Consider the following 26,963-nt stretch of genomic DNA (forward strand, 5'->3'; position numbering starts at 1 on the left):
CCACCTCATTTAGAACTTTCATTATCAAAAGTTTTTCTTAAATTTACACCATTAATATTATACTCTACTACTAATGAGTCAGGTCTAATATTTGCTGGATTTGATCTATCAAAACTCACTTTAACTTCTCCAACCTTGTCACCATTTTGTAATGCTGAACGAATTTCATTTTCCCACCTCTTATATGCTGAACTATTAAAGTTTGCATTTTGTGGAAATAGATTATAGCTGTCACATGTTCCACCTAATGAACACGCCTGTATATGTCCTCCCACATCACCATCATTACCTAGTTTGCCCACTGCCGTTTGTCGGCTATCTCTTTCAACTTTTTCCAATTTTGGTATAAATAAAATTTCTTCCACATAACCGTGTTCATTTGTGGTAAATTTTGTACCATTCGACAACTCATAATTCGTACTAGGTTTCAAATCATTAACAAGCTGATTTTCTGATGTTCCCTTATTCTTAGATTGCTCATAATCAACAGTGATAGTTTCTTTTCCATCACTACCCGCAGCAATCGTACCGCCTGTAACTTCCGTTGCACCAATATCAGTATCGAGTTTACCTGTCATCGTCGTCGCTCCACCACCTATGTCCGGTGTCCCTGCAACTGTTGCCGGTTTTGGGCTAAGCGTATCCTCTAAATTATCTAATCCTTCCTTAATGACTTTTCCTGTTTCTTTTGCAGCCGTTTTGCCAACAGAACCTATTCCTCCACCGCCAATAACTTGACCTGCTAGATTTGCCTTATATTCTGCTTCTGCACCTTCATCTTGCTGCATTCGGTAAAGATCTATTGTGGTATCATATTGCTCTTTTGCCAATAATGCCGCATCTTTCGCAGCCGTTGATAATTCCGGCAAATGTGTGGCAATTTCTACCGCTGTATCTGCTGCCTTTTTACTATTTTCTATTGGATGCTCCAGAAAATCTATTGCACCCTCTATTAATTCTATTCCTGTTTTTACTGTATCTACTGCACCTGTTACTACACCCGTTACTGCACCTGCTACTGTGTTAACTTCCTTATCAACAGATGATCCTGCCCTCTCCCAAAAACCCACTTCTTCCGGTTTAATTGCAGCATATTGTTCTATATAGGCTTTCTTGTCATTATAAACGTCACTACCTTCAACTGTAGAACCTGCCAAGGTATTTAATAAAAATACATCTTTGTTTTTAAAGTCCTCTGCTGTTGCTGTAAATCCCTGTCCTGCTGTATTCACATAGTTCTCTGCCTTTGTTTGCTCTGCTTCTGTCAAGCTGCCTGCATAGGTTTCTGCCGATACACCCAATACATTCATTTGATAAAGTGTGCTGCCATCTGCATCAGTTTTAAATGACTGTGAATAGCCTCCTGATAATTGTGTATCCAGTTCACTCACACTCATATCTTTGCTTTGTGACAATAAATATTGATATGCTTCATTGTATTGCGCTATATCTGCATTACTTAAGTTATAATTCATATTCTCCTGCCAGCCTTCATCTATGTTATATAAGGCTCCTCGGGTCAATAAAGTATTCGCTTCATCTTCGCTGATTCCTTTCTCTTCTGCATACTGTTTCGCAAGTTTTTTGATCAGATCAATTTCATCACGATGCAACTGTCTATTGTTCGAATCAACATTTATTGCCGTCGCAGTACTACCTGTATCAAGCCCTGTGGCGATCCCTGCACCGGCTACTGTCAAACTAGTCACACCATTGGCGATGATATTCGCTGCTTCTGCATTCATGCCTTTTTCAGCCAATGCCTGACTGATGTTTTTCTCAAACTGGTTAATCGTGGGTGCTGCGATTGCAACACTACCCGTAGTTAATGCCCCTTCTACTGTACCTGTAGATAAAGCACCTATCGCTGTATGCATCGCAACTCGATAGATACCGCCTTCTTTCCATTTTTCGGCTTCTTCAAAGTTGCCTGCCGCTTGAAGTTCAAGTACCTGTTGCTGTGCATAGTCAGCGACTGCTTTAGGTGCATTTTCCCCAAATTTCTTGGTAACCGCCACCTGTACATCTATTTCACTTTGTACTTTATCTTTATCAAAGTTATTGGCAATCGCTCCACTATTCGCTTTGGCTGTTTCTGTGCTAATCGTAGTCAAGATACCGGCTTTGCTTTCTTCTATACTTTGTCCGGTTAAGGCTTGCTGTCCAGCAACGTCCGTGATCGTGATATTACTGGTATTGATGCCACTTCGGGTAACGCTACTGTCCTCACCACTATCCAAACCAAAACCAACGGATTTGCTGACATTATTTACAGGCTTATTGTCTTTATCCAGACCACTACCATCCCAGCCACCTTTGGTATTGATACTAGCACTCACACCAAGCCCTTTGGCATCATATTCACTCACATTCTGAATATCACTATAGGTCAGTGTACCTGTGCTTAGGCTGTTTTTCTGGCTTTGTTCTGCCAAGGCACTTGAGGTAATCAAAGCACCTTTTAGATCGGTATTCCCCTGTACATTGATCTGATAGCCATCATCACCTGCAAATATGCCTGCCTGATCCTGTACCGAAGCATAGTTGGCATTGATATTGGATTTACTCGCACTACCTGAAACTGATGCACCACCACCCAGACCAATCGTTGCTTGTCCTTCTATATTCTGCTGCTTACTTTGATAGCTTGCCGTATCCTGTAAACTTTTGATATTCAATGCTTTGGCATTAACCTGTACGCCTTTACCCTGTACCACACTACCAATGATATTGCTGGCATTGCCACTCTGGATCGTCGTCTGGCTCTCGCTACTGCCAACTGTACTGGCAACATAACTGGTTTCTGTGCCATCTCCATGACCTTTGCCTGCATTACCACCCGCAGTAATACCAATTGCACCACCACCTTTACCATAGCTTGCTGCAACACCGGCATTCCAGCCTTCATTTTTATTGCTGCTCTGTTCTGTACTGCTTTGTTCTGCTGCACGAATATTGACATCATTATCGGCAATCAGGGTCGTACCTTGTTGACCAATAACGTCTGAACCAATAATATTAATATTGGATTGCTCGCCTGCGCCTGTTGCAACCAGATTCACCTGTCCGCCGGCATTCACGCTACTTTTTGCTGCGCTCGTGCTTTGGCTTAGGTTTTCATAACTATTCTTTTGTTCACCATAGGTAATACTTACACTCACATTGGCAGCTTTGGCTGCGTCGCTTGCATTTTTCGCTGCACCAACCGCATCTTTAAGTCCTGATAAAGACTGTGCTGTTTTATAACTGTCAAAGGCTGCATTGGCACTGGCCATGGCATTCACACGATCACTACCACTTTGACCCACCTGTTTGACACTTTGCACTGCACCCTGTACCAGATTCACCACCGGTACATTCACTGCTACAGTCAGACCTTTCTGTTCCATTTCATAGCGATAGCGGTTGCTATTGCGGTCTTCTTCTGCACGAATATCGATCTGTGCTGCTTGTATATTGACATCACCCTCGACTGCACTTACCGCACTGCCTTTTTGGCTATATTGATTGCCTGCAATAATGTTGGTATTACCACTTAGACTACCCACAGTCGAACCACTGTGAATAATATCCTCATTGTCCTGTTCGGTGCTTTCTTTCTTGCTACCCACACTAAAGCCGATACCACCGCTAGACATTAAGCCCGATTTTTTCACACTATGTTCGGATTCATTGACATAACGCTCTTCGGCTGATTCTAGGCGAACATCCCGACCTGCAACCATCGCCAAATCCTGATCGGCAATAATACTGCTGCCTTGTACAACTATATCCTGTCCTGCCTGCGCCACAACCGTTTTGCCACCAAGATTGCTGGCAATACTTTGTTGCTCTTCGATATGTATCTTGTCGGTTTCAACAACTTTATTGCCACCACCACTACGTCCAGTATGTTTAGAAGCATCATCTATGACAAGATTACTTTGCCCAGTTGTTAACTGAATATCACGTCCTGCACCAACACTGAGTTGTCCCGAAGCACTGCTGATCTCTGCGGCTTTGGCAGTCAAATCCTGACCAGCAATTAAGCTCAGATTACCCTCACTTTCAATCCGGCTACCTTGATCCTGTTGATAGCCCCGAATAATGTAATTATTGGCATCCTGAATATTTTCCTGATAACGTGAGCTACTCACTGTCCCCAAATTGATATTCTGTCCGGCTTTAACCAATGTTTGTCCCTGTTCAGACTGGTTACTGATGATACTGCCGGTTAAATTAACATCACGTCCTGCCTCGGCAATTAATATCCCATCGGTTTGACCTGTGACATAAACACCGGCGATACGGTTTAATGCAGTAACTTCACCTTGCGCATTGCTGTTATGACTACTCGTGGTAACACTATTAATATCACGTCCTGCATTCAATACCAGTTGCTGTTCGGCATCAATACGACCACCAACATTATTGATATCCTGTAGCGCATTGACCGCAACTTTTGCCGCACTTAATCGACCATTAATATTATTCACATTCTCTGCATTGATTTGTAATGCTTGCCGTCCCGCAATTGTTCCACTATTTTCCAGATTCTGGGTCACATTCAGCGCAGTGATATTACCCGACAGTAATGCACCGCTACCATCAATATCACCCTGACGAACTTTGACATAGACCTGTGGCACCAGCACAGTCTGAATACTGCCATCTGCCAATGTCACATTCTGACTCACCAGCCATACAATATCACTGGTCAATCGTGCAATCTGCTCGGCACTTAAAGCAACACCGGGCACAAGATTCATCGCTTTTGCCGCACTAATACCGCTATCCATCAATGCTTTGTATTGTTCCTCATCATTACTATAGCCCTCAAGATAACGCTGCCCAGTGAGTTTTGAAATCTGTTCATTAATTAGCCGTTGCTCGTAAAAGCCATCGCCCATGCGTTTCTGTTGCAGTGCCGGATCAAGACTTAAAGCGGTTAGCATATAGTCGCTACTCAGCCACTTACGGTAATCTGTAAATTTTGCATCGGTTTCGATTAATGGTTGTCCAGCTTCTGCATTGATGGCAAATAGACTACTTCCGGGAATTTGAGTACTTGGTGTTAAAGTACGAATTTCAACTGCACTGCTACTATCGGTCGTTGATCCTTCTGCATGTTGCAGTGTAGTACCTTCCTGCTCAAGACTATCCTGTGTTTGCACCTGTGCAATATCACCGGATTGCTGTGTTTCTTTTTCTTGATTGGCCAGTTGCTCCGCATCAACCTGTTTTAAATCTGTCGTGCCAACTGCATCGGCACGCTGACTTTGCTCTGCTTGATCAATATCAGTTGTGACCTGTATGCCTTGTCTCGCATCAACCTGTGTGCTATCCCCATCAACTGTACTGTATTGCAGATACTGCATTGTTCCGAGTGATAAACCTTCCGTGATTTGTGCAGCAGGGGCATAAGTACTCTGACTATGTCCGGTGGTATCTGTTCCTTTATGTTTATCTCGCCAGTAATTATGTAATGTGCCCTCATCCGTGATAATGCGCACACCAAGCGTTTCCTCATTATGTAAATTATCTGCTTTAATATTTGCTGTTAATTGTCCACCAGCAATAATCTGACTATCCTTATTCCATAAGCCGTCAGCCGTGATGGTCATATTCCCACCAGCAATGATCTGCCCAGGTGCAGTCTCTACAACACGACTTTCTTCTGTGGTACGAGTATAGTCGTATTTATGCCATTGTTCATGATTTTTACCATCAGGCGTTTGCAGATGTTCACTTTCATCATCAAAGGTTTTCCAACCCAAAGATTCTTGCGTACCTTCCAGCAAGCGCTCATCACGACCATTGGCCTCATATTCCACAATATGCTCTGTTGCAATCTGTTGAATTTGTATGTCTAGATGTGCATTAAGATTATATAATGCAACGCTATCAAGCTGCATATCACCGAGTGATTCTATTCTGGCACTGCTGTTATAAATGCTTTGTGCTCGTCCTATGGCCTGATGATCATCATCCAATAAACCACCGATAAATAAATCACCGGCACTAAAAATTAAGCCCTGTTCACGGTTGATAAGATCCGTAACCCCAATATCCAGACGTTCTCTGGCTGCAATGGTTGCTGCGCCGTTCTCATCAACATCATTATTTAATTGATTTGCCTGAATGGCCAGATAGTTACCATATAGCTTGGCTTGACCACCTACATTATTCAGCTGATCTGCCTTAAGATAGGTGGTATAACCATCGATTAGACCATAGTTGTTTAATACACCGTCAACTTCAATATTGGTTTCATCTGCATTGATACTTGCCTCTGCGGCATTGTTTAAATGCTGGCTGGAAATATTAAGTTTGCCACCTGCCTGCAATTGATCGGTATTATTTAAGGTTCCTACAACCTGTATCGTTGCATCACCAGCGGCTTGCAGTTGGCCCTGTGCAGTCTGGAAATCCGACCCAATCACAACATCAAGTTGTCCCTGTGACTTGATTTGTCCCAAAGTATTGTCCAGACCTGTTGTCTTGATATTCAACAATGTAGATGCCAGTAACTGCCCATTTTGATTGGATAAATATTGACTGGCATGCTGCGCATCCAGACCTGTAATGCTGAGTCGATCTACTGCACTGATTTTACCCTGCTGATTATCTATGTTACCAGCCACAAGAAGATCGGCATTCGCACTGGCAATGACCTGACCCTGAGTATTATACAGATTCTGACTTTCTATCCGGATCTGCTGCGCCTGTATGCCTTGTGTTGCATCATTGCCAGTAGATGAGTTATCAATATCTTGCGCCTGCAATAGAATATCCTGACCTGCAATCAACTGTCCTGATTGATTATTGATCTTGGCTGCCGCATTTACAGTTAAATCGCCAACACTCTGGATACTACCGGACTGGTTCTGCAATGTATCTACTGTAGAACTAAGCTGCTGACCTAGAATATTACCCAGTTGGTTGTTTAGTTCTCCTGCCGTTATTATTAATATTCCCTGCGATACAATGCCCTGCATGGTATCTTGCGTATTTTGGTTATCCAGCTTTTGTTGATGTGTATTAATATTTAAATCAGCATTACTTTGAATAATACCCTGTTGATTATTTAATGCCCCACTTTCAATCACAGTATTATTCAGACCAATAATGTAGCCTTGTCGATTATCCAATTCATTTTTTTGGCTATTAATCTCAAGCTGTCCATTACTATAAATTATACCCGTCTGATTATTTAATCCCACGCTATCAATCAATAAACTATTTCCAGTAATCTGACCCTGTTGATTGTTTAATCCGGCTGTTGTTGCTGTAACGGTAACAATATCTGCACTGATTCCACCACTACGGTTGTCAATACTTTGCCCTCGTAACTGCAAATCATCGGCTGCGGTAATCGTACCAGTCTGATTACTAATGTTCCCCGATGCATTGATTTTCACCTCTGCCGCAGACGAACTGATTTCACCAGCATTATTGTTCAAATCCCCAGTTACAATATTCAATCCCTGATTAGCACTGATCTGTCCTTGATCTTGATTATCCAGTGCTTGTTTAACCTGAGCTGTTAATGTCCCCGAGCTTATCAAGCGACCTTGCTGATTTTGCATATTCTGTGCAACAAGCTGTAGATTTTCTCCTGCCAGCAATTGCCCGCTACGATTATCTATCCCTTGACTTGCAGTTAAATCCAGATTTTGCACACCAACCCATTGTCCTTGCTGATTATTGATATCATCGGCAGAAACTCGACTTTGTTCACTGTTGATCTGACCATTCTGATTATTTACGACCTGAGCATTTGACCAATGCAGATTTTTAACAACAATTTCACCTTGTGTATTATTTAAATCGGCTTGTCCTTGTAAGTAACTCTCACCATTACCAATAATCTGCCCATTCTGATTATTTACCACACCACTGATATTGAAATGTCCGGAAATTTCAGTTGTCACTGTATCTCCCACATAACCGGTATCTATAGTTTCTGTCGTATTAATTGTCGTATTGTTATCAACCACAGTATTATTGGTATCTATAGTGGTTTGATCAATACTCGCAGGATCGACTATCGGCTCTGCGCCTGCCAATTTTGCACCAATCACCCCCTGTGTATTATCCAATCCACCTGAGATATTAATATTTAAATCTGTGCTACCATTTTGTAGAACCTGTCCTTGTACGTTACTGAAAGCATCACTATCAAATGCAATGACATTAGCCTGAATTTGACCCTGATCATTATTCCAGTTTTTGCTTTGGGACGTTAAACGATCTTTTGCCTGAATACTGCCATGATTGTTTACTTGAGCCGCATTTAAGATTAAAGAACCCTGTGTAGCCAACGTACCTGTTTGTTGTAAATTATCTTCAACATCTATTGTCATATTGCCATTACTGAGAATCTGACCACTATTACTCAAGGCTTTTGCTTGTACATCAAGTTCTGTGCCTGACTGAATCACACCTTCATCGTTATCAATGTCCAATGTATAGCCAGATGTAGACTGAATGATTAAATCCGATGCCGTTGCAATCAATCCCTGCTGGTTATTCAAATAATGATCAATCGTGAGAGGCAAAGCTTGATTCGCAATAATTTGTCCTTGACGATTATCCAGATCTTTTGCCTGTATGCGCAGTTGATCTGCCTGTATACCTTGATCACTGGATCGAGTATTTTGATTCTCTAATGTAGTCGCAGTAATATTGGCAATTTTAGCATTCATCAAACCCTGATTATTCACCACAGTCTGACCACTTAATTCTAGTTGATTGCCAGCCCCAATTTGACCAGACTGATTATTGATATTCTGGGCAACAATCTGTAATACTTCATTTGCTAAAATTTTTCCATTTACATTGGATAAATTAGCACTTTCAATAGAAGCCTGATGACTATTAATCAATCCCTGATTGTTATTTAAATCACCACTCTGAATATTTAGAACATCCGCTGATATTCCACCACTGTTTTGTGTATTCTCATTATTTAAACCTTGCCCTGCGGTATCAATATTCAGATTGCTATTTGCGACAATCTGTCCTTGCTGATTCAGTAAAATACCACTTTGCACATCCATATTTTCAGCAGCGGCAAGTATTCCCTGCTGATTATTCAATTGCTGCTGTTGTGTATTGATCGTCACATTGCGACTGGCAACAATTTGCCCTTCAACATTTTCCAATGATCCACTTTTAATATTGATATCAGTCTGGCTCTGAATATCGCCCAGACGATTATTAATTACTGCTGATCCGGCATCAATCTGAATTTGATCTGCATGAATGATACCTTCTTGGTTGTTTAGGTCTCCAGTCTGAATATTTATATCTTGTGTTGCCAGAATTTTCCCTGATTGATTGAGGAATTGGGCGTAATTATTTTGCAGGTTCACGCTTTCCTGTACAGATACAATTTGTCCATCACTGTTATCTAATCCATTACTGCCAATATTCACTGCCTGATTGGCTTTAATCCGACCTGCCTGATTATCTAACTGCCCCTGACTATTTAATGTAATCGTACTACTAGAACTCATTTCACCTTGTTGATTGCTGGCAGTCGCGGTTTCAATACTGATTGCACCAACACTTTGTATTTCACCTTGTACATTATTAAATGTCTTGGTTGTAATCTGTGTCGTATCTTGTACCTGTAACTTACCTTGTTCATTACTAAAGTCATCAGTATCACTAATGAGACGATCAACACTTAAATTCCCTTGACTATTATCTAGTAGCGAACCTGTAACATTTAAATTTCCTAATGTCATTGTACCGTGGTTACTTAAACCATTTTCTGTATCCAGATCAATACCACCATTGGCAGTGATTTGACCGCCATTATTATTCAGGTCATGATGGCTGACAATTTGACCATCTGGCAGACTGGTTAATGTATTATCAATCGTTGTCGTTGTTGTAGAGCCGCCACCTATAGAGGTACTTGGGGCAGTTTCGGTATTTTCATTATTCTGTCCATCATTTGAACCTGAGCCACCGGAACCACTCGATGTCTCAACAATACCTATTACACCACCCTGATCATTACTTAAGTGACCGGCAACAGTTAAAGCAAGATGTTGTAAGCCTGTTTGAACAATTTCACCCTTTTGATTCTGGATTGTGCCTGATTCAATATCCAGCCGACCAGCTTTAATTGTTCCACTATTCTCTAAACTATCTTGATGATACAACTTTAATTCAAGATTACTGTTGATTAAACCACTATTTGATAAGTGATCACTTTGAATCGACGTATTACCTTGACCGGAAACTGTGCCACTATTACTTATATCAGTTGCCTGAATAGTAACCGCAGCAATATCCACATCATTTTGATTATTGTCACTCGCAACAATACTACCACTATTGCTTAAATAACCATTGGCATCGATTTGAACTCCCCCTGCACCCGCAAAGATTTGTCCTGCATTATTGACCCCAATACCTTTGTCACTGCTCACTAAGTGAATCTTGCCTGCATACATCCCCCCTAGATTAGAGGTATCAATTGCAACAGTGGGCTGCAAAGCAGAATCTGAAGAATGATTTGAAGAGGTAACTGCCGTATGTTGCCCCTGAGTATCTATATCGTTCTGACCAGTAATAACCGTTAATTCTTTCGCCCATATCCCTGCATTAATCTGAGCTGCTTGTGTTAATAGATAAGTATAATCCGTAGTGCTACCATCTAAGCCCTTACCTTCCACAGCAATTTGTCCAGTACGAATTTGATAGCTGTCTAGACCACCATTTTTGATAATGGGGTTGCCTGTAGTTAACGTAATACCCCCAGCATTAATAAAACCAGCACCATTAATCTGTAATCCGGCTGGATTTGCAATAACAACATCTGCTTTACGCCCAGCAACCTCTATATAGCCATTCAATTTACTTGGATCACGGCTATTAATCTGATTCACAATAACCTTTGCTTCACCAGTCGCCAACCATGGATTCCCCTGAATCCAGCCGCCTAATTCTGTCTGTATATTCTTACGGCTATTATTGAGAATTGCACCATTACTATTCACATCCATTTGTTGGTATTGGTTCATCGAAACTCCGGCAGCACTGGGAGTTTGAATATTAATTTGGGGAATACCATTTGCTGTTTGCAATATCGTTGCTTGTTGATTGCCTGGTGCTGATGGGTCAGCTTTGATATCTGCTGCCATTGCTTGCTCATTATTTACAAGCAACACACTTCCTAAAGTGAGCAAGATAGAAAAAGAGAGTAATCTAAAACCTGAATTAAATAATCGTTGTGAAATATCGGTAGAGGTCGCTGTTATATTTGCATCTGAACAGCTTGTATCCCCAGCGGATTTACCTTTTCGGACAACATTTTCGGCAACAACCACCATTTGTCCACGATTCTTATTAAAGATAACCTTATATAAATTCTTGTTCATCTCTTCTATCTCTTAATTTCTAACTGGTGCTATAAAAAGGGGGGAATGTTACAAATTCAGATATGTAATCGGATGCTGTATCATCCATTCAGTCTGTTCTTTATAACTGATTGCTTTTCCTCTAAAAGTTTTAATTCTCAAACCAGTTTGATCTCCCTTATGGTATAAAGAACGAAAACAGGCATTAGGGAATAAATATGTTTCTAATATCTGTTTAATCAGAAAGCTATGACCTAGCGGTGCAAACCAGTCAATAATCCACATGCGGTTACCACTATCCCAGTTTAAATTTGACAAAAGCTGTAGATTTGAGGCGATATAACGTGTTTCATCTTCAGGACTAAAATATGCCCATGTCACATACGCCAGTGGTTGAGTGCCTTGACTAAATAAAGCAAATTGCCGATTCTTTATCACTGGCAATACATGGGCTGACATGCGCTCTATAGGTGCTAATTTATGTTGATCTGATTTCAGCCATAACCATGTTATTGCACCAAATACTTCTGCCTCATTCCACATCTCGGTTGGATATAAAGTCGGTGCAATCACATCAATATTTTTAAACTTCATAGGATTTGTCCAAATTATTCAGTATTACGATTTAAAATGAATAAAATAAATTAAATCCAATATTCATATCGTCAGTTCGAAAATATCTTGGTTTATATACAGGTGTACCCATATACAAATCATATGACCAACGACCACCAGCCTGAAATTGCCCTTTAAAACCAGCAACAGTTCCAGCTAAAGTTTGTCCCACTAAATATTCAGCAGAAGCCCCCGAAACATGACCTGCGTCAAGACCAACATAAAATTGTTGTGCTGGCTGATACTGCCAAGCAAAATCATTACGAACATACCATCCACGTTCTGCCATTAAAGTATTTTTTTCATCAAAACCTCTGACTGTATAGCGGCTACCTATAGAAAATTGATCATTACTCACCAATGGTGTTTGATTCCATTGTGAACGAATGCCTAAGGTATAAATAAAAAGTTGCTCATTAACTTTAAATGGATAACTCAGTCCTAAATCAGCATTTAAAATTTGCATCAAATGTGTACCTTCCCCAAACTGTTCTTCCGGAGCAGTTAATGCATTCCATGCACCTGTACCACGTTTATAATTTATACTGGCATTCATCATCGCCGCGCCAATATATTCAGAATGTTCCAAACCTATTTGCCAACCAGCAGTACGTCGTCTTTGTATCTCTATTTCTGTATCATCAATATAATTTCTGGAAGATCTTAACCACATTCCTGCATTCACTGTTGTTTTTCGATGTGCATCTCGATAGACCAATCGCGATAAGGTCGCATTACTTGTTTTACTTTCCCCACTGTAAGTATAAACTTGCGAGTCTCCAGCTACAGCCTGATGATATTTATTTTTACCGCTATCTATGGAGAAAAGCCAATTTTTATAAGGGGCTGAATAGTAAACTGTATAGCCATTTGTTCCACTACCAGCATGATTACCTTCTATGTCTGTATATTCTTGTCGATCTGCCAAATCACGACTATAAGTAACATAAAATAAATCACTAAGATGTAAAGGATGATCTATAGATAAAGTGGCACTCCCTTGAAATCGTCCTGTGCTATCACTGCCAGAATTATCTGCGGATAAACTCATTCGAAATGGATAAGTCCTTTGTTGCCATTTGATAATAATGTCACTTTCATTAGGCAGATCAGCTGGCACAATTTCAATATCCGCCTCAACTGTTGGGAGACGTTTTAAATTTTCTAATCCCTGTTCAATTTGCCTAAGATTTAATATATCTCCTGCACTAAATGGCATTACATTGTGAGAATCTTTAATGCGATTTACATGTGTTTGTTCAATATTGTTTTCATCAAACTTTATCGTCCTTATTCGCCCAGGTATCACTGTTAGTCTTAGTTTGCCGGAGGTTAAATTCTGCGGAGCAGCTAAAATTCGTGTAGTTGTGTAACCTGCATCAATAATTTTGTTTTGGGCTACCGTCATAATTTGATTGATTGACCCAGCACCCAAACACATTCCAGATTTGAATTTAAGCTCTTTTAATGCAGAATATAAATAAAATCTGAATGTTTGGGCATCATCACCCGTTAAAACCATATTTTTGATATTAAAACATGGTGTTTCCTGTTGAGGAAATTGAAGGGAAATATCCTGTTTTTGAAGTTTTTGTTCTTGTAAACTTACATGGACATCAGGTTGCATCTGTTTTTCAAGTGCTGCATCACGTTGTTGTTGTCTGATCAATGCATCTGTTGCAGGATCTGCGGCATATGCCAAATGAGTCAGAATACATACCGTCAAAACGGTAACTTTGCCTGTAGAAGCAATTATTTTATTTAACATTTTAAAAGATAAATGATAAGTAGTTATCATTAAAATAACATAAATTTACCAAAATACAAACCTTGTTACATAATGAATTTCCCTATATTCTTGCTTCTATGTTAATTATCCCACCATTATGGATTGAAGTTTTTTACTTAAATTTTGACTCTAGCTTATTCAATTTCAATGCAAATGTATTAAAGCAAAAAAATAAGAGAGCCGTAGCTCCCAATGACTCAGCCTCGCTGAGCAATCTTATTATCATATTCTTGATTATCATCTGCCGATGTATTAAGCAATCTATTTTAAATCTTCACAGATCAATTCAATTATTTGCTATTCTTTCAGCCTGTTTGTTTTTGATTCTTGATCTAAAAACACACCATCATTTAAACTCAAAACTTTATGTTTTTTTAGTGTGATAGAAAAACATAAGATTTTAATTTTCGTTCCACTTTAATGAATAGTCTATCTATGAATAAATGCTTGAATATGCCTGAAAATAAAGGATTTAAATAGAATGAATACGAATAATAACAAGCCAGACTTATCCTCCCATACCCCTATGATGCGGCAATATCTTGAAGTAAAAGCTGAATATCCACATGCTTTGTTATTTTACCGTATGGGTGATTTTTACGAATTATTTTTTGAAGATGCACATTGTGCAGTTAAGATTTTGGGCATCACGCTGACCCATCGCGGTAAATCTGATGGTAAACCTATCCCCATGGCGGGCGTACCTTATCACTCTGCCGAGGGCTATCTGGCACGTCTGGTTAAGGCTGGACAAACCGTTGCGATTTGTGAGCAAGTGGGTGAAGTTACCGGTAAAGGTCCTGTTGAGCGCAAAGTGGTGCGTATTTTAACTCCTGGAACTTTAACCGATGATGCTTTATTAAGCAGCACCCAAAACATCAATCTGGTTGCATTATCGATTAAACAAAATCAGATGGGAATTGCCATTCTGGATTTGAGTGCAGGTCTATTCCGTGTACAACAGCAGGATTTTAAACCTGATCAAATCGGACTGGAAATGGCGCGTATTGCGCCGAATGAACTGATTATTGATGAAGATCTGGTTGATAAAAATATTATTGATTTTATTAAACAAAGCATTGATTGCCCGATTACCACCCGTCCAAATGTAGATTTTAATCTTAAAAATGCCTATAAAACCTTATGTGATCAATTTGCGGTAAAGTCTTTGGCCGGCTTTGGATTAGATGGTCTTGAGCTAGCACAAGCATCTGCGGCAGCACTTATTCACTATGCCAAAGAAACTCAAAAATCAGCTTTACCTCATCTGACCAGTATTAAAGTCGAACAGCCAGAACAATTTATTGCACTGGATCCCACCACCCGACGTAATCTGGAAATTATTGAACCATTATTCGAGCATGGTACATCCCTCTTCCATTTGGTGAATGATTGTAAAACTGCTATGGGCGCACGGCTTTTGGCACGTCATTTGACCCAGCCAATCCGAGATACAGCACAACTGGAATTACGTCTAAACGCGGTACACACCTTATTAAGAGGATTTCATGAAGAACCATTACGTTTGGTATTAAAGGAAATTGGTGATATTGAACGTGTACTGTCTCGGGTTGCTTTAGGTACCGCACGTCCTCGTGATCTGGTTCAATTACGTCAATCCTGTGGTCAGCTGCCATTTGTTCATCATGCGTTAAAACCAGCTTTGCAACATGATCAAGCATTGCAACGTATTGCACAAGAATTAGGACAATTCGACCATATTTATGAACGTCTGGCTGCTGCTATCGTCGAAATGCCACCCGTACTACTACGAGAAGGCGGTGTGATTGCTGAAGGTTTTGATCATGAACTTGATGAACTTCGTAAAATTCGTGACCATGCCGGACAATATCTGGTCGACCTAGAAACGCGGGAACGTGAAACGACAGGTATTAATACGTTAAAAATTGGCTACAATCGTGTCAGTGGTTACTATATTGAATTAACACGTGCCCAAGCAGCTCAAGCACCTGCACATTTTATTCGCCGTCAAACCCTTAAAAATGCAGAACGTTATATCACACCCGAATTAAAAGAATTTGAGGATAAAGTTTTATCCAGTGAATCCCGCGCTTTAAACCGTGAAAAAGCGTTGTATGAATTACTTTTACAGGAGTTACGCGAAGAAATTCTGGCGCTACAAATCATGAGTCGAGCGATTGCCGAGTTGGATGTGTATGCAAACTGGGCAGCACAAGCAAGATTACGACATTGGAATCGACCAGAATTTCAACTTGAGCCGGGCATTCATATTCAGGCTGGAAGACATCCGGTAGTAGAAGCATTAATTAAGACACCCTATGCGCAAAATGATACGCAACTGGATGCACAGCACCGCTTAGCGATTATTACCGGTCCTAACATGGGCGGTAAATCAACCTATATGCGCCAAACTGCATTAATTGTATTACTGGCACATTGTGGTAGTTTTGTGCCCGCCCAAGTCACTAAGATGAGTAGCATAGACCGAATCTTTACCCGAATCGGTTCGGCTGATGACTTGTCTTCCGGAAAATCCACCTTTATGGTTGAAATGACGGAAACTGCACAAATCCTGCATCATGCCACCAATCAATCTTTGGTGCTGATGGATGAAGTCGGTCGAGGCACCAGCACCTATGATGGCTTGTCTTTGGCATGGGCATGTGTACTGGATTTGGCCAAACGCATTAAATGTTTATGTATGTTTGCAACGCATTATTTTGAACTTACCGAACTTGGTTCGGAAAGTGGCATCGATAATTATCATGTTGTTGCAAAAGAAATTAATGGACAATTGATTCTTTTACATAAAGTGCAAAAAGGTCCAGCCAGCCAAAGTCATGGTTTGCAAGTCGCCAAACTCGCTGGTATTCCACAGAATGTCATTAAGACAGCGCAAAAGAAATTATCACAATTGGAACATCAACAGCAATTGTTACCCCAACATCCACAAGCAGATTTGTTCAGCCAAATTGCCGATGATGTGGTGAATGAACCAATTGTAGAATATGTTGAAATTGCTGCAACATCAAAAGTAGAAGAAGAGTTAAAAGGTCTGGATATCGACAATCTAACACCTCGGCAAGCACTTGATGCATTATATCAACTGAAACAGCAGCTTAATTAAGCTGCTGTTTCAAATAAAGAGAAGAAATAACTTCTCTTTATCTAAAATCATCACGTATTATTTTATTTATGAATAACCTTAATAAACCTTATATTATTTTGAGTTATTTTGCATAGTGATTTTACAGTTCTCAGTTACAGCGGTAATTGTAGCATTCTGACTGGTAATCATTCTGTCATAGCAGCCCGCAGTATTATCATGAATCTGCAAGTGGGCCTGTGTGGTACTAGAGTGTTCCCGATTAAAGACGCCTTTTTCATCTGGAACAATCACTGTATTTGCGCTCACAGAAAATCGTGTTTGCCGATTTAATTTTTGCTGTCCACTCATATTTTCATCACGAATCAGTCCTTGTTTTACATCATAATCATACTGGCGGGCTTCGCCCTCACCTGATTCTCCACGTTGTACAAATAATGGAAATTGCTCGGTTATCTCATGACGCCGACTTCCGGTAGGGCTTTTTTCCAAAAATTGACTGGTCGACATCACGGTTTGATCAATTTTGATTCCTTTAGGCGCTTGCGTAAAAGTGTTGCTAAACGACATGGTTTGATTAATCTGTGTCGTTATACGACCACGAGATGTATCCACATAGCCAGTCAACTTAAGCGTCTGGTTTGCTTTAGTCACCGCCTCACCTAAACCCTTGCTATCCAATGGCACAGGTCGCTCAATATTCACCTCAAGTGGATTGATGGATTGTTGTGTCAATTTACCCGGTACAACTTTTCGTGCAGCATCACGCCAAACCAGTAAAGTACCTGTAGTTACCATGGAACCTCGCGCGCCGATTGACGCCAATTCAATACGATGAGGTTTCCCATCATTTAAATGTCCGGCAAAAGGTGTAAGGTCAACACGATAGGGAGAAAGGTCGAGTGTTTCAATGCCAGGAATCTGTTTCCATAAGGCAGGATATAATCCTCCTGTATAAATCCATGGAAATACTGGTGCAATTCCTGCAAGCATTCCATCGATATAGACTTCTGTTTGTCTAAATGGAAATCCACAGGTACGATCCTCTACAGTGACATCAGCAATATTATCCCGTCTGGGCATACACATATACCAAAACTCATCGCGCTGCTGTGGCATAGCCAGAATATCCAGCATCAAACGTGTCATATTACGAGGTAGATGAACCGTCTCTTTAAGAGATGGGGAAGCAGGATTTAATAATACAGGTGCTTTACTCAGTGAAAATACCAGATCTGCCGGGTTTGGTGCAGGATTATTCTTATCTACCGAATAAAAAACCAGACGGGCTGACCATCGAATACGCCCATTAAGCGTTTCAGTCACCTGATTAATCAGCTCGGCCTCTCCCTGAACTGGATTTTGCAGTAATGCACTGTAGTCGGTTAAATCTCTTTCGATGTGCCAGTGAGGTGTATGTGTTGGCGTGGGTTCGGCAGTTGTTCCGGTAAAAATATTTACGCCGCCCAGTATAATTCTGCCGGTACGGTCATATTGCTGTCCAGTACTAACATTTAAATCTGCTTCCAGAACCACTTTTGCCCATGGACCAGCACAGCCCTTAGGTGGGTTATATGTAATGGCATGTTTTTTCTCGCCCTCAAATTCACGTTCTGCAAATAATTCAACTGTACATGATTTGGTTTTGGGTCTAACAATGGGAAGATCAACCGTCGTGACATCTTTGCTGCCAATCTGTGGTAATGGCGCAGCGACTATAGGCGTTCCTGGCAAAGCAGCATAAAGCGATTGATTCAATACACAGCTAACAAATAGCAGCATGGTTGACTGACAGACTAATGTTTTAGCCTGTCCTACCGAGTAAGGTTTGCAATTTGTACGCTGACCAATTGCAATCTGACCAAGTACTGAATATAGGTGAGCGAATTGTTTTTTTAACACTGTTAAGGCCTCATACCGTTTTTACAGTCTGGATAAATGATGAAATTGGGTAATCTCCTGATGCCCGTATTCCCGTTTAAGCAGAAAAAAATTCAAATTTCTTCAATGATTTTGTTTCGGTAATCGCAGCAAGTAAGCGATCAATATCCTGTTCTGAGGTATATGCACCAAAACTAAAACGGATTGCATTTTCCGACAGTTCTAGCGGAATCTGCATTGCAGATAACACATGCGAAGGTGCTGACTGATGGGAGTTGCAAGCCGAACCACTAGACACTGCGGCTACGGATTTGATGGTATTCATCACCGCCATAGCATTTTTCCCCTTAAAACTTATATTCAGATAATTAGCAACACTGGAAACTAAAGCACCATTCACCTGAACATCTGCATAATCTTGTAAGCCCTGCAAGAGTTTCTGTTTTAACTGCCCCAGACGCTGTTGCTCTACATGTAATTTAGGTTGAGCCAAGGCAAAAGCCATGCCCATTCCGACGATTTGATGTGTTGCCAGCGTGCCGGAACGCATGCCTTGCTCATGTCCTCCGCCATGCATTTGGGCTTTTAATTGCACTGCGGGGTGACGACGCACATATAAGGCACCAATTCCTTTGGGTCCATAAATTTTATGGCCGGAAAAACTCATCAAATCCACCTTGAGTTTTTGCAGATCAATCTCAACTTTTCCGGCAGCTTGCGCAGCATCGACATGAAAGAAACTATGATTGGCCTTTACCAGTTCACCGATTGTGGCAATATCGGTACGTGTACCAATTTCATTATTGACCATCATTAATGACACCAGTAACGTCTCTGGACGTAATGCCTGAGCAACCATCTCAGGTGTAATCAAACCCGTTTTGGCTTCGGGCTGTAGATAGGTAATTTCAAATCCCTGTTGCTCAAGCTCATGACAGGTATCTAGAATCGCTTTATGCTCGATCTGGCTGGTAATAATATGTTTGCCCTGATCTGCATAATATTGAGCGATACCTTTTAAGGCCAGATTATTAGACTCGGTTGCACCGGAAGTCCATATAATTTCACGCGGATCAGCATGGATTAAAGCAGCCACCTGTGCCCTTGCCTGTTCGACTGCTTGTCCAGCTTTTATTCCATAGTCATGTGAACGTGATGCAGGATTACCAAAATTGCCTTCAAAATTCAGGCATTGCACCATTTTCTCAGTCACTAATGGATCTACCGGTGTAGTGGCTGCATAATCCAGATAAATTTGTTGATGCATCTTTAGAACCCTTAAATCACTTTGGAAACAGCAAAACCCAGACTTTCAAGCTGCGCTTCCTTGGCAAAAGGTGCAATCACAGCCTTTTGTGCAAATTCGGGACGCAAATACTGCTTCGCTACTCGTTTTAAATCGTCCTGTGTCACAGCCAAAATATTTTGACGCAATTGTTGTCTGAATTCCGGTGTTCTACCGTGTAAAGCTGCATGACATGCCGAAATCGCTTCACTGGCAGGAGAAGACGGTTTATCCATACCAGAAATTGTGCCTAAAATTGCTGATTCCAGTTGTTGCGGCTGTTCATCTTGTTGTAAAAGCCAGTCAATACTTGCTGCAAAATCTGTAAAAGTTTCTGCTAGGCGAGGATCACGGAAACTAAAGAAACGGAAGGCACAGGCATTGGCATCGTAATTTGCTCCGCCACCATAAGCACCGCCTTGTTCACGAATGGCATGATGCAAGAATCCATTGCGTAAATAACCACCTAATACCATAAAGACTGCTGCATCTGCATGATGAATCGCTACCGCAGGGTAAGCTGTGGCACAAAATTGCACGTTACTCTGGATCAACCATGCCTGATCACTCGTCACATCCGGATAGTCAAAAGACGTTAAAGAAAGTTGTGTTGTCGGCACAGCTAAATCTGACCAGACTTCTGCCAGTTTATGTTTTAAACCAGTAATGTACTGTGACTCACAAACCAATAAAAATTGCTTGTCAGCTTGCAATAATTTTCCGTGAATCAGTTTTAACTGCGTTATAAAATCAGCATAAGCATTTTCATTGTTACTTATTTCATCCAGTGTCGTGGTTAACCAGTTCAATGCTGCCAGACCATAATGCTGTTCATCATGTAGAGCCAAAGCACTCATATGTCGTGAAGCATTTTGCATGGCATAGGTTTGGCCAGAATTTGCCAGACCAGATTGCCACTGTATTTTCTTCTTCTGCAACAGTTCGAGAATACGTGGCTTCTCATCAAAACGTAGTTGTTCAAATGCCAGTTTTAATAATGCAATGGCTTCTTGTTTTTGGCTCAAGGATTTTGTACTTAATACCAGCCAGGCACTGATCTGATTACGATCATCAATATCAGTGCGTAGCGAGCTTGTCATCCATAGACCACCACTTTCTGCGGTTTTAAGTTGTTGAAACTGTAGATAATCATAGTGTGCTGCACCAACTTGCCCCACCAATGAGCTAAAGATTGAAAAATAGGGTGATTGCAACACCTCTTTTGGAATCTGCAATAAAACCTGCTGATAATACAAACCATTAGTTCCAGTCGGATACACATGTAAAGGATAAGCCTGCTGGCCGATCTGTAATTGCTGTAACTCACCGTTGGCAATATTTAATTCTGCTGGAATATCTGCCAGCGTCACTTTTGGCAAAATTTCGTGATCTTCAACACTTTGCTGACGTTTTTTTAATGCGTCTGCCTGATTGAGCAATTGTTCACGATCCTGTTCTGTCAGATGTTTGGCAATATTATCCAAAAGGTCCTGCTCAGCCTGCCGAATCTGTATGGATTTTTGTGGATCCGGAACAAATGTCAGTTGTATACGATGTGGATTGTCAATCAAATACTGCTGAATCAAACTGGAAATCCACATTGGATCCTGTTGCAAAGTATTTTTGACGTCTTGCAATGCCAAATCAATGTCCCACATTTGTACAGGGTCCTGATGATAAATTGCAGCACTTAAACCTCTAAAAAACAGGTTTAAACCATAGGGCATATTACCGCCGGCAATTTCACGCTGTTGTAATTCAATCTGATGTAATAATGCTTCAATCAACTGAGATGAAATAGGCTTGGATGCGACTTCCTGTAAAATCTCCAGAACATCCTGTTTAAACTGCGCTGCATATTCAGGATTCGATCCCTGTACACCACAATAAAAACTCATTTCAAAATTCTTGTCATTCAATCCAAGAATTGGACCAACAGATTTTGCATAACCACAGGTTTCCAGATAATGCATTAATGGAGAAGATGAATCCTGGAGTAATACCCCGGCAACCAAACGCAAGCCAAACCACAATTGAATATCATCGGATTGCGGTAATAACCAGGCCAGTACATGAAAGGTTTTATCCTTTAGATCATCGCCTTCAATTGCATAATGCTCTACTACAGTTTTCGGTGCAGACAAGCGTTGTTCCGGTTTGGAATACAGCGTTTCACCTTTTTGGAATTTGTGTAATGCCAAACTTTCAAACTGCGCCTGAAGTTCTTCCGGCCGCTGATTACCAAAGGTCATAAAAATGGCATTACTCGGATGATAATGTTTTTTATAAAACGCCAGCAGTTCCTCATAGCTCAACTGTGTAATATCCGCAGGTTCACCGCCCGGATTGTAATGATAGGTTGTTTCTGGATATAAGTTTTCGGCAATCCGATGATAAAGCTGTCGTGATGGTGGACTAAGTGCACCCTTCATTTCATTAAAAACCACCCCTTTAAATACAGGCTGATCATTTTCCAGCTCCACTCGGATTCCTTCCTGAGCAAAATCCAGCGGATTAATATTCGGCGCAAATACCGCATCCAGATAAATTGACAAAAGATTCTGAAAATCTTTTTTGTTTTGTGTGGCAAAAGGATACGCTGTCCAGTCGGAATTGGTCATCGCATTCATAAAGGTATTGAGTGATCGTCGCATCATGGCAAAAAAAGGATCACGCACAGGAAATTTCTCTGAGCCACACAATACAGTATGTTCCAGAATATGCGCTTCTCCCTTGGAGTCCATGGGCTGAGTTCGAAATGCCACCAGAAATACATTTTCATCATGGTTTGTCGCCAAATGATAATGCATTGCACCGGTCACCTTATGCTGATATTGATATACAGTGATATCTCGAGATGCAATCGTGTGCTTACGAATAAATGCAAAAGCAGCATGAACAGCGGTTTCACCACGCATAAAATACCTTCTATTACTTTGATTCTATTTTAAAAATATAAAATTATGTTCATATCGGAAATACGAACATGGCAGGCCACCGACTATCGCTAAACAGGAATAATCAGGCAAAGCCATATGCCTATACTTTTGACAATAATGTTTGTAAATGTTGTGCAGACAATCGCCAAAAACCTGCTGGTTGTTCGCGCTGCAATTTCATGTGATTCTTTAACCTTGTCGCATCTTCAGGATATTGAACTTCCAGTAATGAAAATACATCGATCGCTTCTTTTGTTTCTTGCTCTGCTTTGGCAGCCGCATAGATTTTATCCAGCAGAGCCTTGATATCGATATCATCCTGAGCAGACCAGTGTTGTGAAATGACGACATGGGATTGGGCGTTATTCCATGTTCGTACACTATCTGAAACTACTGTACGAGAATTGATTGGATCCCATGCAGCTGCTTCCAGACAAGCCCCCATACGCTGCTCTATTTGTCCATCAGTAAACTGATTGGTGATGGCAACTAACTGTTTTCTTAACGCACGCCATTCCGATGCAGCCACCGTTTCACCTTGTACAGATTTTTGGTGAACAGCCACCAGCAGATCTAATGCTTTTAAGAGTTCGGTATTACTACTAAGTTGCTGTAACCCATACTCTTTATGACTAAGTAATTCCACAAGATAGGTACTACCCAAAGTCTGTAGATTCTGACCAACCGGAATTGCCTCTACCAAGCCAATGCCTGTTTTTATACCCTCTTCCAGTGAAGGAGAGGTAATTAGAAAATAATCCAGTGTAATTGCTAGCCATTTAGGCAATCCCAGATTTTCCCAATCCTGCAAATCTTCACTTTGCAAAATATGTCCAATAAGACTGCCTTCCTGACCATTCCATGAAACAGACTGTCGTTTCCACTTGTCGGTTTGACCAGCCAATTGTTTTAAATTGTCAATAACACCTTGTTTAACTGCGATATCCTGATTAAAACTGAGCATGGGCTTAACCTTCCAAATGTTGATCGAGAACTTGGCAAATTCGGGTTTTTGACGTTAATCCCAAAATGCGCTCTTTTTCTTCACCATTTACCATGACCAACAACGTAGGCAGACCACGTACCTTTAACTTCTCGGTAATATCCTGATTCTGGTCAGCATTTACCTTATAGACCTTTACTTCATCAAGATATAGTTCTGCAACTTCATCCAATATGGGAGACAGCTGCTTACATGGTCCACACCATTCTGCCCAAATATCCAAGAGTACGATGTTGGAATCTTTAGAAACATATTGATCAAAGCTATCAGTCGAGAGATTTAAAATTTGAGAAGACATAATCATTCCTTATTAAATAATGGAGAATAAGCGATATGGGTTACCGCATTATTTTTCCCGAATGAATTCAGGAAAATGCGGATTTGTTGTTCATGTTGAGTAGACTGGCAATCGTTAAAAGTCGTGATATGGCCTTTTTGACAATTGCTACTTTTCAATTCAACTGTTGTAGGAAATGTATCCTGTAGAAATTTCAGACTAGATGGAATTTCAAATGCATCATCATCCCAGGCAAAAACCAGCGCATAAATAGGTTGCTGGGAGATCATGGTGTGTTGTTGAGCTTCACGTACTGTTTTCCAACGGCTAAATTGCTGTTGAACCTGTCGAGTCCCGGCAAAAGCCGGAGCAAAAGCAATGACACCGGCAATATTGTCCGGACCTAGTTCGGCAGCAGTCATCAGCGCCGCCCATCCACCAGCAGAATGTCCGGATAAATAAATATTCTGTGCAGGTACGCCTGCTGCCTTTAACGCATTGACAATTTCGGTAAATTCTTTTACCCGACCAAAGATATATTCACCTGAATAACGCTCTTCTGCATTGCGATCTACTGCGTTGGAACAAATATAAAACAGCAGTGTTTGGTGATCTATCAGCGGTTTTAATGCCTGTGGTAGTGCAGGATTCTCTACATCATCACAACTTGATTGTGTCGTTGGACTTTTCATGCCATGCATATAAACGATTACTTTTTTATCCGCAGCATCATTAATCACAACGTTTTCACGTAATCCTTTGCTGACAGTACGGACTGGATAGGCATTTTGTGTATCCTGCAAAAAACCCGTTCTACTGTCTGTCAAATTAATTGCATGATCAGATATTGCCATCGCTGTAGTTGCTACCTGCGCCAGATCATGGTTAATAGCAGATACACTGCTACCCCATGATAAGGCTGTACAACTCATGACCAGGCATAAACTACCTATTTTCAAGCTGTGTGATAACAACGCCATTTTCAGTCCTGTACTACATTGATGATTCACAGATTAATTTTCCTGTTCGGCATCCAACTCAAAAATATGACCATGGAATTTTTCCAGAGACTCCCGATGTGCCACACTAATCAAGGCACTATCTGGTAATTGCTCAAGCAACGTGGTGTATAATACTTGCTCAGTTTTTGGATCAATGGCACTTGTCGCCTCATCCAGAAATAGGAAATCCGGTTTTTGTAATAGTGCACGGGCAAAAGCCAGACGTTGTTGCTCACCACCGGACAATTTTTGTTGCCAGCGATCTTCCTGCGATAATTGGGAAGTTAAATGTTCTAGTCTGACTTGACTCAGTACATCAATACACGCTTGATCGGTAAAACTACTTCTGTCATTTGGATAACATAACGCTGCTTTTAAGGTACCGTTTGGAATATAACTACGCTGTGGTAAAAACATCAGCTCTTGATGTTGAGGAATAGAAATCTCCCCCTGACCATATGGCCAAATCCCTGCAATTGCACGAATCAGCGTACTTTTACCAGCCCCCGATGGACCACGAATCAGCCATTTTTCGCCTGCCTGAATACGAATTGCTGTGGTGGTATTGATATGTTGACCATTCGGACGTGTTAAGGTCAGACCCGAAGAGTAAATTTCAGGCTTTTCAGTTGAAATGGTGGCAATATTTGCTGCATCTGCATGTTCATCTGTTGCCTTATTGATTGCTGCCAGTAAATTTCTTAATCGATCACTTACCGCTTTCCATTCAGCAAAACTTACATACGCTTGCGGGAAAAAAGCCAAGGATTGTTTTACTCGATCAAACGCTCCGGCAATCCGGGTCACATCACCTAGAGAAATAGCACCTGACAAATAACGAGGCAACGCCGCCAATGTTGGTAAATACGTACTCGGTAAATCATACACATTACGGGCAAACATCATTTTAGCTGTCGTTGCAATCCTGCTACGCCAGTTGCCTTTAATGCCTTCGAAATACGACAGTAAACGTTGCTGCTCTCTATCACCACCATGATAAAATGCAATCTGTTCCGCATTTTCTCGAAGTTGCATGCCCAAATAACGAAAATTGGCTTCAACTGTTTGTCTCTTATTAAACAACTGAATCAATGGCCGTCCAGTGTAGTGGGTGATTAATAGATCACCAATACAATAAGCATAGACGATATATACAATATACCCGGGAATAGCGAAGTCATACCCGCCCATACTGAATTCCAAAGTACCAGATAAGCTCCATAAAACCATGGTAAATGAAACTGCCATGACTGTGACTCGTATTGGTCCAATGACTAAAGTCAGTGTGGATTCAATAAATTTTTCAATATCTTCTGAGATTCGCTGATCTGCATTATCGACGCTACCATCACGTTCAATACTGTAATAGGCATGAAAACGTGTCCATTTTTCAATAAAGTAATGGGTCAACCAACTACGCCATTGATAACGCAAACTTTCACCGACCAGAAAACTGCTCACCAAAAATAAAATAGACGATAGCAAACCCGCCAGCATTGCCATAAGAATGACTTGCCATAAACCGTCCCATTTACGTTCGACCATGGCATCAACAACAGCACCATCCAGTTTATTTGCCCAGACAGCAACATAAGTGATGGTAAACATTAGAATTAGTTGAAGCGTAAGTAATATCCATCCTTTCCAACTTTGCTTGGAGGTCCAATATGGTTTGATTAACTGCCATATACTAGGTCGATATTCACTTTTTAATTTAGAGCTCATGAT

Annotated in this window: 11 protein-coding genes; 1 reads left to right on the forward strand and 10 read right to left on the reverse strand. The window is 40.9% G+C overall.

Going from position 1 to position 26,963, the window contains the following annotated elements:
• Positions 1 to 5: 5 nt before the first annotated feature.
• From CAP51_RS14255 to CAP51_RS14265, 3 genes are read right to left on the reverse strand one after another with little or no spacing between them, the layout of a single operon-like run.
• The gene (locus CAP51_RS14255) at positions 6 to 11,378 is read right to left on the reverse strand and encodes a two-partner secretion domain-containing protein (RefSeq protein WP_087621434.1); all 11,373 of its coding nucleotides are present in this window, start codon (positions 11,376 to 11,378) and stop codon (positions 6 to 8) included.
• Positions 11,379 to 11,426: 48 nt separating this feature from the next.
• On the reverse strand, positions 11,427 to 11,951 hold the full coding sequence (locus CAP51_RS14260) for a toxin-activating lysine-acyltransferase (RefSeq protein WP_087621435.1): 525 nt from the start codon (positions 11,949 to 11,951) through the stop codon (positions 11,427 to 11,429).
• Between the two features lie 31 nt (positions 11,952 to 11,982).
• The gene (locus CAP51_RS14265) at positions 11,983 to 13,770 is read right to left on the reverse strand and encodes a ShlB/FhaC/HecB family hemolysin secretion/activation protein (RefSeq protein ID WP_213062700.1); all 1,788 of its coding nucleotides are present in this window, start codon (positions 13,768 to 13,770) and stop codon (positions 11,983 to 11,985) included.
• A 472-nt stretch (positions 13,771 to 14,242) separates the two neighbouring features.
• On the opposite strand from CAP51_RS14265, the gene mutS reads away from it, so the two are divergent.
• Complete coding sequence (mutS, locus tag CAP51_RS14270) at positions 14,243 to 16,870, forward strand: DNA mismatch repair protein MutS (RefSeq protein ID WP_087621437.1); 2,628 nt, start codon at positions 14,243 to 14,245, stop codon at positions 16,868 to 16,870.
• 93 nt (positions 16,871 to 16,963) lie between these two features.
• Here mutS and CAP51_RS14275 read toward each other — a convergent pair whose 3' ends face one another.
• From CAP51_RS14275 to CAP51_RS14305, 7 genes are all read right to left on the reverse strand, one after another.
• Positions 16,964 to 18,751: a peptide-N4-asparagine amidase gene (locus CAP51_RS14275; RefSeq protein WP_087621438.1), complete on the reverse strand. Its 1,788-nt coding sequence runs from the start codon at positions 18,749 to 18,751 to the stop codon at positions 16,964 to 16,966.
• 76 nt (positions 18,752 to 18,827) lie between these two features.
• Entirely contained in the window at positions 18,828 to 19,997 is a 1,170-nt protein-coding gene (locus tag CAP51_RS14280) for an aminotransferase class V-fold PLP-dependent enzyme (protein ID WP_087621439.1), read from the reverse strand.
• A gap of 11 nt (positions 19,998 to 20,008) precedes the next feature.
• Positions 20,009 to 22,933, reverse strand: a complete 2,925-nt coding sequence (locus CAP51_RS14285) for an insulinase family protein (RefSeq protein WP_087621440.1) — start codon at positions 22,931 to 22,933, stop codon at positions 20,009 to 20,011.
• Positions 22,934 to 23,054: 121 nt separating this feature from the next.
• The gene (locus CAP51_RS14290; protein WP_087621441.1) at positions 23,055 to 23,918 is read right to left on the reverse strand and encodes a hypothetical protein; all 864 of its coding nucleotides are present in this window, start codon (positions 23,916 to 23,918) and stop codon (positions 23,055 to 23,057) included.
• 4 nt (positions 23,919 to 23,922) lie between these two features.
• The gene (gene trxA / locus CAP51_RS14295) at positions 23,923 to 24,255 is read right to left on the reverse strand and encodes a thioredoxin (RefSeq protein ID WP_087621442.1); all 333 of its coding nucleotides are present in this window, start codon (positions 24,253 to 24,255) and stop codon (positions 23,923 to 23,925) included.
• 2 nt (positions 24,256 to 24,257) lie between these two features.
• A complete protein-coding gene (locus tag CAP51_RS14300) occupies positions 24,258 to 25,244 on the reverse strand; it encodes an alpha/beta hydrolase family protein (protein WP_140404450.1) in 987 nt (328 codons plus the stop codon).
• Between the two features lie 3 nt (positions 25,245 to 25,247).
• Positions 25,248 to 26,960: an ABC transporter ATP-binding protein/permease gene (locus CAP51_RS14305; protein WP_087621444.1), complete on the reverse strand. Its 1,713-nt coding sequence runs from the start codon at positions 26,958 to 26,960 to the stop codon at positions 25,248 to 25,250.
• Positions 26,961 to 26,963 lie beyond the last annotated feature (3 nt).

Origin of the sequence: Acinetobacter populi, assembly GCF_002174125.1 — a bacterium.
Classification (GTDB): domain Bacteria; phylum Pseudomonadota; class Gammaproteobacteria; order Pseudomonadales; family Moraxellaceae; genus Acinetobacter; species Acinetobacter populi.